Raw genomic sequence first — 13,429 nt, 5'->3', positions numbered from 1 at the left:
TTAAGAAACGATAAGGAGGGTGTCCATGCGGTGTCCAAAATGTGGCGGAAACAAGTCTAGTGTTGTAGATAGTCGCCAGGCAGAAGATGGGAAAACGATTCGTAGAAGAAGAGAATGTGATGAATGTCATCATCGCTTCACCACTTATGAACGAGTAGAAGAGCGGACTCTTGTTGTGGTGAAAAAAGATGGCACCCGGGAACAGTTTTCTAGAGATAAAATATTTAATGGGATTATTCGATCTGCTCAGAAACGTCCTGTTTCAAGTGACGAAATTGAGGAAATTGTGGGTCGCATCGAACAAAAGATTCGAAGCCAGAGTGAAAATGAGATTCAGAGTGACTATATTGGATCACTGGTCATGGACGAGTTAGCAGAGTTGGACGAAATTACCTATGTCCGCTTTGCGAGTGTCTATCGTAGTTTCAAGGATGTTGGTGAATTGGAAAGTCTCTTAAAACAGATTACCAAAGGAACGAAGAAGAAAAAGGAAAAATAGATGAAGCCCAATACTTCATTTTCTTTCTTGAAGAATAATTATTTGGCGCCTACAGGAGCCTCCTTTACGCATCTGTATGGACCAATATTAGGTGTTCAAGCAAGTCAATTATATACTTTTCTGCTGAGTCTCTATGATCAGGGGAAAGAAAAACGGCTGATTGCTGTTGTTTTAAATCATCTGGATCTAGGTTTCGCTCATTTTCTCGAAAGTTTAGACCGCTTGATTGCCATGAATTTATTAGAGGTTTATGAAACAGAAGAAGGACTTCAGTTCCGATTTGTGCCTCCGCTAGAAGCAGATCAATTTTTTGCCAATGTTGCTTATCAGAAATTGCTGGAGAAAAAAATAGGAGAAGCAGCAGTTCGTGACTTGCTTCCTGAAAAACCAGAGGGCGAAAAACGGAAGGTGAACTTTGCCTCTGTCTTTGGTATTGATGGAGTTTCGACCCCTCAGAGAAAAACATCTTCCTTCAGTTTGGAGCACTTTAAACAATTAATGGCGCGGGATGGCCTTCGTTTTGAGAACGAACAAGAGGACCTCTTAGTTCTCTATGCCATCACTGAAGAGAAGAATTGGACTTGGTATGAGACCTATCTCTTGGCTAAGGAGACAGCGGCTAATAGGCTCATTTCGACCAAGCGGATGAGACAGAAACTAACCCAACAACCACAGGAAAACGGCAAGGATGAGTTTACTCCGCAGGAAAGAGCCATTATCCGGGAAGCAAAAAATAAGACCAGTCGTCAATTTTTAGCAGGAATTAAAAAAGCACGTAAGGCTGTCGTGACCCAATCTGAGCGTCAAGCGATTTCTGATTTGGCCCAGTTAGGCCTATTAGATGAAGTCATAAACGTGATCTTGTTGTTGACCTTCAATAAGGTTGCTTCTGCTAATCTCAATGAAAAATATGCCTTAAAAGTTGGGAATGATTTTGCGTATGAGGGGATTAAAACGGCTGAAGAGGCTGTCCTGAAGATCCGCCAGCGCCAAGACTCCCATACACAAAAAGCAAAAGAGAAAGCAACTAAGAGTGGACAAGCGACTGGAAAAACCAATGTTCCTAAGTGGAGTCAGCCTAACTATACCAATCAGACCAGCCAGGAAGAACAGGCTGATCTGGAACAACAAAAACGGGCCTTGCTCGAGAAATTAAATCAAGGAGGGGAGTAAATGGAGAGCGTAGGGAAAACCATGTCCCAGATGAATCGATCACAGCAGTTCAATTATGAAGAATTGGTAGCTCAAATTCTCGCCGAACCTGAGATTGCAACCTTTATTCAAAAGGAAGCCTTGTCGGATGCTGAAATCCGTCGTAGTATTTCCAAGTTTAACCAATACATCAGTGAACGGAATCGCTTTGTCCTCGGGGATGAGGATTATATTGCAAGAGGGTATAAGCCTGTATTGGTCATGAATGAGGGCTATGCGGATGTTTCCTACGAGGAGACACCTGAGTTGATTGAGGCACAAAAACAAGCTGCTATCAACAGACGCTTGCAACTAATCAACTTACCAAGCACTTTGAAGGAAGCTTCCTTAGCCAAAGTCGACTTGGATGATCGTGGACGTTTTGGAGCCTTTGAAGAGTTAGCCAATTTTGTTGCTTCCTATCCTCAAGCCCGTAAAGGAATCTTTCTATACGGAGATTTTGGAGTAGGGAAAAGCTATATGATGGCAGCCTTTGCTCATGACTTGTCCGAAAAACGGCAGGCTTCTTCAACGATTCTGCATTTTCCAAGTTTTGTCATTGATGTCAAAAATGCCATCAACACAGGCCAAGTCAAAGAGATGCTGGATCAAGTCAAGAAGGCTGAAATTTTGATTCTAGATGATATTGGAGCAGAGCAAATGTCGCCTTGGGTTCGGGATGAAGTCTTGCAAGTGATTTTGCAACACCGGATGCAGGAGATTCTTCCAACCTTCTTTACCTCTAATTTCAACTTTGAAGATTTGGAACGTCATTTTGCTACATCTCGGAATGGAGATGAGACTTGGCAAGCCAAGCGTGTTATGGAGCGAATCAAGTTCCTGGCTAAAGAAGTCCGCCTAGAAGGAGAAAATCGCCGATGAATCCTGTTATTGATTTGATGAAATCTCATTCTTCTGTCCGTCGTTTTAAGGAGGAGGACATCAAAGAAGAAGACCTCCGAGCAATCCTAACAGCTGGACAAATGGCTTCCTCTTGGAAAAACTTCCAGTCTTACTCCATTATCTTAGTGAGAAGCCAGGAAAAGAAAGAGGCGCTCTATCAATTCGTCCCTCAGGAAGCTATTCGTCAATGCTCTGTTTTCTTACTGTTTGTAGGAGATCTCAACCGAGCTGAAAAAGGGGTTCGGATGCATACGGATCAATTCCATCCAGAAGGACCAGATAATTTATTAATTACTTCTGTAGATGCGGCCTTGGCAGGTCAGAATACCTTGCTGGCTGCTGAAAGTCTAGGCTATGGAGGCGTCATTATTGGCTTGGTTCGGTATGAAGCGGCTGAAGTGGCTAAACTATTTAACTTACCAGACTACACCTATCCTGTCTTTGGGATGGCTTTAGGAGTGCCAAATCAGAACCATCCTGTGAAGCCTCGCCTTCCGTTAGAAGCTGTTGTTTTCGAAGAAAGTTACCAGGAGCAAATTCCTGAAGTGATTGAAGCCTTTGATCGAGTACAGACTGCCTATGCTGGAGCACGGGCAACGGATACTTGGAGCCAACGATTGGCTGCCCAATTTGGACAGGAAGAACCAGCTGCTACGGCAGAATTATTAAAGAAACACCAACTAGAAAAATAAGAGAAAAGAGGACACCATGGCTTTACCTACTGTTGCCATTGTAGGACGTCCCAACGTCGGGAAATCAACGCTCTTTAACCGGATTGCCGGTGAGCGGATTTCCATTGTCGAGGATGTCGAAGGGGTTACTCGGGACCGTATTTATGCAACGGCAGAGTGGCTCAACCACCAATTTAGTATTATTGATACTGGCGGGATTGATGACGTGGACGCACCTTTCATGGAGCAAATCAAGCACCAAGCTGAGATTGCCATGGATGAAGCAGACGTCATTGTCTTTGTCGTATCTGGAAAAGAAGGGATTACAGATGCAGATGAGTATGTCGCTCGGATGCTCTACAAAACCCACAAACCAGTCATTTTAGCAGTCAATAAAGTGGATAATCCAGAGATGCGAACTGACATCTATGATTTCTACGCTCTTGGCTTAGGAGAACCCTTGCCAGTGTCATCTGTACACGGGATTGGTACAGGGGATGTCTTGGATGCCATCGTTGAAAACCTTCCGACGGATCGAGAGCCAGAAAATCCAGATGTCATCAAGTTCAGCTTGATTGGTCGTCCAAATGTCGGAAAATCTAGTCTGATCAATGCTATCCTTGGGGAAGACCGCGTCATTGCCAGTCCTGTGGCTGGAACGACGCGAGATGCGATTGACACCCATTTTACCGATGCGGAAGGCCAAGAATACACCATGATTGATACAGCCGGAATGCGAAAATCTGGTAAGGTTTATGAAAATACAGAGAAATATTCTGTCATGAGGGCTATGCGGGCTATTGATCGCTCGGATGTGGTCTTGATGGTCTTGAACGCAGAAGAAGGAATTCGCGAGTACGATAAGCGGATTGCTGGATTTGCCCATGAAGCTGGAAAAGGGATGATTATCGTGGTCAATAAGTGGGATACCCTTGAAAAGGATAACCACACCATGAAGCAATGGGAAGATGATATTCGAGATCAGTTCCAATACCTTTCTTATGCACCTATCATCTTTGTCTCTGCTTTGACCAAACAACGCTTGCACAAGCTACCAGACATGATCAAGCAAATCAGTGAGAGCCAAAATACACGCATTCCTTCAGCTGTCTTGAACGATGTCATCATGGATGCCATTGCCATTAATCCGACACCGACAGATAAAGGAAAACGTCTGAAAATCTTCTATGCGACTCAAGTCGCTACCAAGCCACCAACCTTTGTGGTCTTTGTCAATGAAGAGGAGCTTATGCACTTCTCTTATCTTCGTTTCTTGGAAAATCAAATTCGGAAAGCCTTTGTCTTTGAAGGGACCCCGATTCATTTGATTGCTCGGAAACGGAAGTAGGTGTTTATGAAAACTTTGAAACAAGGACTCCTGCTTATAGTCACATTCATAGTATTTCTGGGACTGACAGCTTGCAGTGTTGAAAGAGAAGAAACCTATGAGAAAAAAGATAAAGACATTCTTCTTCGAGTGACGATTCGACATAGATCCAACCAAATGATCTCTGAAGAGTTTTGGGCTGATAATTTTAATGTAAATATTGAAGATGACTCTGAGTTCGATTATATTAAAAAAGAAATTGTTGAACCTAAAAAAGGAATTTCGGGCTATACAACAGATGTGAGTCGGACGAAAGAGGGTGGACTGATGATTCATACCAAGATCGTCTACCAAGACTTAGATGTTGAAGCCTTAAATAAAGCCAACGATGAGAAAAAAACGTTTGGAGAACTGGCCAACTATTCAGAACATATCAAAAATTTCAAAAAAGAGGGTTATAAGAGAATAAAATAAAAGAGAGTGGAACAGAAATCGGTAATTCGTTAGAATTCGATTTCGTCGTCCCACCTCCGCACAGTTGAGTAGGGCTGTAAAAGCTGATGAAATCAGCGTAGTAGAGCCCACTCAACCACTGCGCCATACTCGACAATCCAAAGACAATTGAGAGGCTGGACTTTTGTCCCAGCCTCTTTCTGATTGAAGATAAAGTCTTCTGAAAAACTTTCCTTAGGTGAGTACGGACGTCAGCGAACTTCTATGAAGTTCCATAACTTAGTTTTGAGCCTAAGGTCTCAAAACTACCGAGTGCTAGAAACAACAGTGTTTCTAGCACTTTTCTCACGGCGGAAAGTTTTTCATCTTCTCAAATGACTAAAAAAAAAGTCATTTTTTTGAAAATCATCTAGCTGTTTTATGTAAAACAATAGTTTGTCTACATTCAAAAAGAAAAGTAGAGTAGGTGATAGTAAAATCAGGCATTGAATCTTTTGCAATTCCTTGTCTTTTTTTCTATTTTAGAGGGGATATGATATAATAAAGGGATAAACATAAGGTGGTAAATATGGCAAAATTAATTCCTGGGAAAATCCGTTCAGAAGGAATCCTTCTCTATGAAAACGGGAAAGTATCCCTACAGGAAATGAAGAATCAGTACCTCTATTTCAGAATTGACAATGAGTCCCTCCGGTATAGTCTAGATGATCAAGCAATTTTTTGTAGTTGTGAGTTTTTCCAGAAGAAAAAATTCTGTGTGCATTTAGCCGCAGGAGAAGCCTTTTTAAAAAATGATGAAGAAGGGAAGGAACTCTTGCTTGGTTTGGAGCAAGATGCAACAGAAAGTCAAGAAACAAAGGAAAAAGTATCTTTTGGAAGTTTGTTTTTAGATCAAGTCCTACCAAAAATTGAAAGCAAAGAAGTCCGTTTTGGTCTCTCAGCAACCGGTCATGTAGACGACTATTCCGGTCAGTTTTTGTGGACCCTTCGTATCTATCGCAGACCGGATGAGAGATCTTATGTGGTGCGGGATGTTGTAGCTTTTTTGCAAGCCATCAGAAAACAGTCCCATTTTGCGATTGGAAAAAGTTATTACGAGCCGATTTCCTACGCAGCATTTGACCCTGAAAGTCGTGCCTTAATTCGATTCTTAGAAGGCTTGTTATCGGGAGATACGGTGCATGATGCCCTCTTCTTTCCAAATGGGGGTCGTCATCTTTACTTTCCAATGAGTTTCTTTGAAGAAGCTGTGCAATTATTGATGGACCTACCGTCCTTTACCCTTGAAGTCGGACTGGCTACCTATCAGGAAGTATTCTTTCAAGAACTCCAGGAAGATTCAGGCTTGTTTTCTTTCCAAGTAGTGGAAATGAAGGAGTTTATCGAACTACAGGTTCAAGTGGCTTCCTATAAAATGGTGGAAGGTCGCTTTCTTTTGGCAAATGGCCATTTTTATCAAATATCACCGCTTCAAAAGATTTTGATTGAGGCTGTGCAGAGTTTACCCCTCTCCAGTGATCAGAAAAGACATGTTCAATTTGATTTGTCTGATCAGACCAAATTAACCTATAGCTTAGAGCAATTTAGGAAAATTGGTGAGGTGAAAGCACCAAGTAATTTCTATATTCACGATTTTCAACCTCACTTTGCTTTTGATTTATCGGAGCAAGGAGAAGTGTTGCTGGATCTAGTTTTTGTCTACGAGGACCGCATCGTTCGCTCTGAGAAAGAACTTAAGGATCTGCCTTATTCCAGTAATTTTGATAAGGAACGTTTGGTTTTTGAAACCATCTTGACAGCTGGCTTTACCAATCAATTTCAAACCAAACGAGCTCCTCTCCTTCCCAAGCAGATCTATCCCTTCTTTCATCAGACCCTTCCTTTGTTTGAAGAACTGGGAGAGGTCGAAGTTTCGGACAAGTTGTTAGACCTGTATCAGGTTGAAAAGCCAAAGATTGCCATTCAAACCAGTGGTCGTCTCCTTGAGATTGGTTTTGAATTTGACTCCATTGATCCCTCTGAGGTTGAGCAAGTGATGAGTGCCTTGGTTGAGAAGAATGACTATTATATCAGTCAATCAGGAAAGGTTCTAATCTTTGATGAAGAAACCAAGCGGATCAGTCAGACTTTATTGAATCTTCGTGCAAAGAAGACAAAAACAGGTCAGTTACAAACCAATCGCATTGCAGCCTTCCAGCTCTCCCAGTTATTTGAGTCAGCTGACAATGTCCAATTTTCTGAAGAGTTTCGTCACTTGGCTCATGACTTGATTCATCCAGAGCAATTTCCTTTGGGTGAGTTGCAAGTGACAGCTAAACTTCGAGATTATCAGGAAGTCGGAGTCCGCTGGCTATCCATGCTCAATCACTATGGCTTTGGGGGGATTTTGGCAGATGATATGGGACTTGGAAAGACCCTCCAGACCATTGCCTTTCTCTCGAGTGTTGCGACGGCGGATTCTAAGATTTTGATCTTAGCTCCATCTAGTCTAATCTATAATTGGAAAGAGGAGTTCGAAAAGTTTGCTCCACAAATGGAAGTGGAGGTTATCTATGGCCTCAAAGCAAGTCGCGACGAGGTGATTGCAAGCAACCCTCAGGTAGCGATTACCAGTTACGCTTCCTTCCGCCAGGACGTAGAGCAATACGAAAAAAATCAGTACCAATACCTCATCTTGGATGAAGCCCAGGTCATGAAAAATTCCCAAACCAAGATTGCCCAATATTTACGGAAATTCGATGTTCCTCATACCTTTGCTTTGTCAGGAACGCCAATAGAAAACCATGTAGAGGAACTCTGGTCGATTTTCCAAATTGTGCTTCCTGGTTTGTTTCCGGGTAAAAAAGAATTTAAACAATTGAGTCCAGAGACTATTTCTCAATACGTCAAGCCCTTTATCATGAGACGGAAAAAAAGTGAAGTCTTGCAGGAGCTTCCGGATTTGATTGAGATGACCTATAAGAATGAATTGGCTGACGATCAAAAAACGATCTATTTAGCCCAGTTGAAGCAAATGCAAGACCGCATTCTAAGCTCTTCTGAAGAGGAACTCAATCGCAGTAAGATGGAAATCTTATCTGGTTTGATGCGTCTTCGTCAGATTTGTGATACTCCATCCCTCTTTTTAGAGGACTATACTGGAGAAAGTGGGAAGCTGGATAGCCTTCGAGAATTGCTAGAGCAGATCAAAGATGGAAACCAACGAGTGTTGATCTTCTCACAATTTAGGGGCATGTTGGATATCATTGAAAAAGAGTTGGATGCTCTGAAGATGACTTCGTTTAAAATCACAGGATCTACGCCAGCTAATGAGCGACAAGATATGACCAACGCCTTTAACTCCGGTCAAGGGGATGCCTTTCTCATTTCCTTGAAGGCAGGTGGAGTTGGCTTGAATTTGACAGGTGCTGACACGGTTATTTTGGTTGACCTATGGTGGAACCCTGCGGTAGAAGATCAAGCCATTGGCCGTGCCCATCGAATGGGACAAGATAAGAATGTTGAGGTCTACCGGATGATTACTCGAGGGACCATCGAAGAAAAAATTCAAGAGCTCCAGACTAGCAAACGTCATTTAGTTTCTACCATATTAGATGGCACCGAAACGCGCTCCAGCCTTTCTATTGAAGAAATTCGGGAAATTTTGGGTATTTCGGTAGAATAACTTGAAAAATTAAATGAATAGTTTATAATTAATGAAGTGTCGAAAGGAAGAAATAGGATGACGGATAAGCAGTTTCCTCAAGTAGCAGATGATGAATTGATGCTAACTCAAATGCCCCATATGAATTTATATGATGATGGGGACTTCATTAGTAATATTCTTGGGGAGTATACAGATAAAAACTATTTAGAATGGGAGCCAATTGCTACTGGAAAGGTAGCAGAGCAACCTTATCAAAAAAATCTACAAAAATCCCTTCAAAAACCATTTGAAGTGCCTACTAAGTCAAGAAGGCAACCAATGACTCCTGATTTCAAGGAGCCTGTTGATAAAAAGAGCCCAGCAAATCGCTACGCAGAAGAAGCTCGTGAAGCAGCGCGTGCCGATTTGAAAAAGAAGCGGACGGCTCCGTATTTGACGGCGGATATTGCATCTAAGCCCAATCGTAAAAAATTCACCCCTTCTTTCATGCCAAAAGTGAAGCCGACAGCTCCTTTTCAAAAAGAAAATCCCGGTGAATTGATTAAATATGGTGAGCGACTGAAACAAGAGCAATTGATCCTTTTAGAAGGGGCAGAGGAACGTCCAGTTCAAGAATCCCATCAAGAAGTAAAACCCAAAAAGAACAATTATGATTTCTTGAAAAAGAGTCAAATCTATAACAAGGATCAACAGAACATTTCAACGAGACCCATTAAACAAGAACTCAATGTGACCAATCTGGACTAGCGGGAGGAGAAACTATGTCAAAAACATTTCATTTTATCGGAATAAAAGGAGCTGGTATGAGTGCCTTGGCTCTCATGCTCCATCAGATGGGACACACTGTACAAGGATCTGATGTAGAGAAATATTACTTTACTCAAAGAGGTCTGGAGCAAGCAGGGATTACCATCCTACCATTCAGCGAAGAAAATCTTACGGGAGATCAAATCTTGATCGCTGGAAATGCCTTTAAACCTGAGAACAACGTAGAAATTGCTTATGCAGATGCTCAAGGCTATACCTATCAACGCTACCATGAATTCTTGGGTGAATTTATGCGTGATTTTGTCAGCATGGGAGTAGCAGGAGCTCACGGGAAAACCTCTACTACAGGGATTTTGTCTCACGTTCTGTCTAATATCACAGATACTAGCTATTTGATTGGGGATGGAACTGGTCGTGGTTCGAAAGGTGCTAAGTACTTTGTCTTTGAATCAGACGAGTACGAACGTCACTTCATGCCTTACCACCCAGAGTATTCAATCATCACCAATATTGACTTTGACCATCCTGATTACTTTACTGGCCTAGAAGATGTTTTCAATGCCTTCAATGATTATGCCAAACAAATCTCCAAAGCCTTGTTCATCTATGGTGAAGATCCTGAGCTTCGTCGGATTACAGCTAAGGCTCCGATTTACTACTATGGATTTGAAGAAGAAGGCAATGATTTTGTAGCTAGTGATCTCTTGCGGTCTACTACGGGATCAACCTTTAGTGTTCACTTCCGTGGAGAAGATTTGGGTCAATTCCAAATCCCATCCTTTGGACGTCACAATATCATGAATGCAACAGCGGTCGTTGGGTTGCTTTATATCGCTGGATTCGATCTTGATTTGGTTCGGGAACACTTAAAAACATTTAGTGGGGTCAAACGTCGCTTTACAGAAAAGATTGTCAACGATACCGTCATCATTGATGACTTTGCCCACCATCCAACTGAAATTATTGCCACTTTGGATGCAGCCCGTCAAAAATACCCAAGTAAGGAAATTGTAGCGGTCTTCCAACCTCATACCTTTACTCGGACGATTGCCCTCTTGGATGAGTTTGCGGATGCTTTGAATCAGGCAGATGCGGTGTACTTGGCACAAATTTATGGATCAGCTCGTGAAGTGGATCATGGGGATGTCAAAGTTGAAGATCTAGAAGCGAAAATTATTAAGAAATCAGGTGTGATTACAGCTGAAAACGTTTCTCCACTTTTGGATCATGACAATGCCGTTTATGTCTTCATGGGAGCAGGAGATATCCAGACCTATGAATATTCATTTGAACGTTTACTTGGGAACTTGACCAATAACGTTCAATAAGGAGATACCATGCAACCAAGCGTTAGGATTCGGTTTGCTAAAGAAAATGATTGGGATGAGATCGAACAGATCACGTCCCAAAATTTTTCTTTTCAAAGAGAGAAGCTGCAAGAACTGAAAGGGTTCAGGACCCTGGTCTTGGAATTTGAAGGGCGAGTGATTGGAAGTTGCCTGATTCAGTTGGAGGAGCAGTTCGAGAATCCCTCTTTAAAATTATTGTGGTTGGAAATTCTTCCAGACTTTAGAAAACAAGGCTTTGGTATCTTGCTACTCGCCGCACTCAAGTCTCTTGTAGCTCAAGAATCCTTGTTAGGGATTCATGTGACCTGCCAGGAAGAGTTGATTCCGTATTTTGAAATGAATGATTTTCAACTAGAGATAGGGGATAAGGAAGAAGGAGTGGAGGGCTATCACCTAATGTGGCACCTATCCCTATAGAAAGGAAGAAAAATGAACATTCGTCGCGCAACGATTGAGGATTTAGAAGCCATTTTTGCCATAGAACTGGAAAATTTTAGTCCAGAAGAGGCAATAGATAAGACGGTGCTTGCAAAACATATTGACGTTTTTTCTACTAGCTTTTTGGTCGCTGAAAAAGATGGCCAGATCCTAGGCTATCTAGAAGGACCCGTCACTCAAAAGCGATATGTCGATGACCGCTCTTTTACAACAGAAGTAAAGGATGAGTCTCATCTACCAGGTGGTTTTATTACCCTTACGAGTCTTTCGATTTCTCAGTCTGCCCAAGGCTTAGGAGTTGGGAAAGCCCTACTTGAAGCCATGAAGAATCTTGCCTTAGAAGAAGGACGGGCAGGGATCAGCCTGACTTGTCATGATTACTTGATTGAGTATTATGAAAGGAACGGCTTTGTAAACGAAGGACGCTCGGCCTCTAACTATGCTGGGGAGGTCTGGTACGATTTGGTATGGGAGGTCCCATCAAGTAAGTGATCAATAGGATTTAAGCCCCTCAAGTCTCGTTCCTATTGCTTTTCTATCCCTTTTAAGATATAATATTAAGGATTATGACAAGGGGGGTCAAGTATTTGACTGAAAACCAACAAGAGAATGAAAAATTATTAAGTTTCAAAGAGCGGATTCTCCGTGATCTTGAAGAAGCCAATAAACAGATTGTACAGGTTGAAAAAGAAAATGACTCACCTGTTCAAGAAATCACTAATCCAGAAATCAAAGAAGGCGAGACGGAAGGACCGCTTCCTGAGCATGTATCAGAAGAGCCCGAGGTTCAGGAAATAGTAGAGATTCCAGAGAAAGTAGAAAGAGTAGAAGTACCAGAGGTTACAGAGGTCCCTGCAATTCAGGAAGTAGCCGAAGAAAACCAAGAAGAAACACCTCTACCAATCGAAGAGCCAACTCGAGAAGCAGAAAGCTCAAGTCAGCCTGTGGCTGTTTCGAGAAAAGAAACACCGGTATCTAGTGTTTCGCGCAAGGATCGTGACCAACGCGTTCAGAAAAAGAAAAAACAGAATACCATTGCGAAGCGGATCGTCTTGACAGTTCTAGGAATTCTTTTTGTCTTAATGGTTGCAACTGGAATTTTTGCAGTGACCTATGTTCAATCTAACTTAAACGCTATGGATGCCAAGGCTACAGAGTTTGTAACCGTTGAAATTCCTGCTGGTTCTAGCAATCGTGAAATTGGGACTATTTTGGAGAAAAAAGGCTTGATTAAGAATGGCCAGTTCTTCAACTATTACACCAAGTTCAAGAATTATGGGAACTTCCAATCCGGTTATTTCAATCTTCAAAAGAGTATGGATCTCGATACCATTATTCAAAAATTGCAAGAGCAAGGAACAAAAACTCCGGAACCACCAGTCTTAGGAAAAATTACCATTCCTGAGGGCTACACGATTGATCAAATCGCGGAAGTGGTTTCTGTAGATGCAAGCTCCAAATCTGGTGCCAAGACTCCGTATACGCAAGAAGAATTCCTAAAAATCATCCAAGATGATGCCTTTATTGAAAAGATGGTAGCCAAGTATCCTAAGTTATTAGCAACCTTGCCGTCCAAAGAAAGTGGCGTACGCTACCGCTTGGAGGGATATCTCTTCCCAGCTACTTATGGCTATGGAAAAGATAGTAAAATGGAAGATCTTGTAGACCAGATGTTAGCTGCAATGGACCAAAATCTTTCAGCCTACTATGACACCATGGAAGCTAAAAATATTGATGTCAATGAGGCATTGACACTGGCTTCTTTGATTGAAAAAGAAGGTGCTACTGATAAAGATCGCAAGGATATTGCAAGCGTCTTTTATAACCGTTTGAATCAAGATATGCCTCTTCAAAGTAATATTGCCATCTTGTACGCACAAGGCCAATTAGGCAAGAAGACGACACTAAAAGAAGACGCAACGATTGACACCAATATCGATTCACCTTATAATATCTACAAGAATACTGGTTTGATGCCTGGTCCAGTAGATAGTCCAGGGGTATCTGCAATTGAAGCAGCCGTTAACCCAAGCAAGACAGACTACCTCTACTTTGTAGCAAATGTAGAGACTGGGGAAGTCTATTTTGCAAAAACTTATGAGGAACACACTAAAAACGTGGAAGAACACGTGAATAGCAAATTAACAGAAAGCAGCTCAAACTAAGGAGGATGTGGCATGCCAC

At 42.0% G+C, this 13,429-nt stretch carries 12 protein-coding genes; all 12 read left to right on the top strand.

Features of this window, described 5'->3' with window-relative positions:
• Positions 1–25: 25 nt before the first annotated feature.
• Entirely contained in the window at positions 26–499 is a 474-nt protein-coding gene (nrdR, locus tag EL081_RS07830; protein ID WP_006595763.1) for a transcriptional regulator NrdR, read from the top strand.
• Positions 500–1,672, top strand: a complete 1,173-nt coding sequence (locus EL081_RS07825; RefSeq protein ID WP_126404709.1) for a DnaD domain protein — start codon at positions 500–502, stop codon at positions 1,670–1,672.
• Positions 1,673–2,572, top strand: coding sequence for a primosomal protein DnaI (dnaI, locus tag EL081_RS07820; protein WP_126404708.1), 900 nt, complete (start codon positions 1,673–1,675; stop codon positions 2,570–2,572).
• Positions 2,569–3,285, top strand: a complete 717-nt coding sequence (locus EL081_RS07815) for an NADPH-dependent oxidoreductase (RefSeq protein ID WP_126404707.1) — start codon at positions 2,569–2,571, stop codon at positions 3,283–3,285. The genes dnaI and EL081_RS07815 overlap by 4 nt, the downstream gene beginning before the upstream one ends.
• Before the next feature lie 16 nt (positions 3,286–3,301).
• Positions 3,302–4,612: a ribosome biogenesis GTPase Der gene (gene der / locus EL081_RS07810; RefSeq protein ID WP_006595767.1), complete on the top strand. Its 1,311-nt coding sequence runs from the start codon at positions 3,302–3,304 to the stop codon at positions 4,610–4,612.
• Positions 4,613–4,618: 6 nt separating this feature from the next.
• Entirely contained in the window at positions 4,619–5,065 is a 447-nt protein-coding gene (locus EL081_RS10075) for a hypothetical protein (protein ID WP_164555421.1), read from the top strand.
• Positions 5,066–5,612: 547 nt separating this feature from the next.
• Entirely contained in the window at positions 5,613–8,708 is a 3,096-nt protein-coding gene (locus EL081_RS07805; protein WP_126404706.1) for a DEAD/DEAH box helicase, read from the top strand.
• 57 nt (positions 8,709–8,765) lie between these two features.
• Entirely contained in the window at positions 8,766–9,437 is a 672-nt protein-coding gene (locus EL081_RS07800; RefSeq protein ID WP_126404705.1) for a cystathionine gamma-synthase, read from the top strand.
• Positions 9,438–9,451: 14 nt separating this feature from the next.
• A complete protein-coding gene (gene murC / locus EL081_RS07795; RefSeq protein WP_126404704.1) occupies positions 9,452–10,786 on the top strand; it encodes a UDP-N-acetylmuramate--L-alanine ligase in 1,335 nt (444 codons plus the stop codon).
• Positions 10,787–10,795: 9 nt separating this feature from the next.
• Positions 10,796–11,224, top strand: a complete 429-nt coding sequence (locus EL081_RS07790) for a GNAT family N-acetyltransferase (protein WP_126404703.1) — start codon at positions 10,796–10,798, stop codon at positions 11,222–11,224.
• A 12-nt stretch (positions 11,225–11,236) separates the two neighbouring features.
• The gene (locus EL081_RS07785) at positions 11,237–11,737 is read left to right on the top strand and encodes a GNAT family N-acetyltransferase (protein WP_126404702.1); all 501 of its coding nucleotides are present in this window, start codon (positions 11,237–11,239) and stop codon (positions 11,735–11,737) included.
• Positions 11,738–11,811: 74 nt separating this feature from the next.
• The gene (gene mltG / locus EL081_RS07780) at positions 11,812–13,410 is read left to right on the top strand and encodes an endolytic transglycosylase MltG (protein ID WP_126404701.1); all 1,599 of its coding nucleotides are present in this window, start codon (positions 11,812–11,814) and stop codon (positions 13,408–13,410) included.
• Positions 13,411–13,429 lie beyond the last annotated feature (19 nt).

The organism is Streptococcus viridans (genome assembly GCF_900636365.1).
In the GTDB taxonomy this organism is placed as follows: domain Bacteria; phylum Bacillota; class Bacilli; order Lactobacillales; family Streptococcaceae; genus Streptococcus; species Streptococcus viridans_A.
This window is presented reverse-complemented; position numbering and strand designations above follow the sequence as displayed.

Coding starts and splice junctions, on each gene's coding strand:
- nrdR (WP_006595763.1), top strand. CDS start 26: ATGCGGTGTCCAAAATGTGGCGGAAACAAGTCTAGTGTTGTAGATAGT.
- EL081_RS07825 (WP_126404709.1), top strand. CDS start 500: ATGAAGCCCAATACTTCATTTTCTTTCTTGAAGAATAATTATTTGGCG.
- dnaI (WP_126404708.1), top strand. CDS start 1,673: ATGGAGAGCGTAGGGAAAACCATGTCCCAGATGAATCGATCACAGCAG.
- EL081_RS07815 (WP_126404707.1), top strand. CDS start 2,569: ATGAATCCTGTTATTGATTTGATGAAATCTCATTCTTCTGTCCGTCGT.
- der (WP_006595767.1), top strand. CDS start 3,302: ATGGCTTTACCTACTGTTGCCATTGTAGGACGTCCCAACGTCGGGAAA.
- EL081_RS10075 (WP_164555421.1), top strand. CDS start 4,619: ATGAAAACTTTGAAACAAGGACTCCTGCTTATAGTCACATTCATAGTA.
- EL081_RS07805 (WP_126404706.1), top strand. CDS start 5,613: ATGGCAAAATTAATTCCTGGGAAAATCCGTTCAGAAGGAATCCTTCTC.
- EL081_RS07800 (WP_126404705.1), top strand. CDS start 8,766: ATGACGGATAAGCAGTTTCCTCAAGTAGCAGATGATGAATTGATGCTA.
- murC (WP_126404704.1), top strand. CDS start 9,452: ATGTCAAAAACATTTCATTTTATCGGAATAAAAGGAGCTGGTATGAGT.
- EL081_RS07790 (WP_126404703.1), top strand. CDS start 10,796: ATGCAACCAAGCGTTAGGATTCGGTTTGCTAAAGAAAATGATTGGGAT.
- EL081_RS07785 (WP_126404702.1), top strand. CDS start 11,237: ATGAACATTCGTCGCGCAACGATTGAGGATTTAGAAGCCATTTTTGCC.
- mltG (WP_126404701.1), top strand. CDS start 11,812: ATGACAAGGGGGGTCAAGTATTTGACTGAAAACCAACAAGAGAATGAA.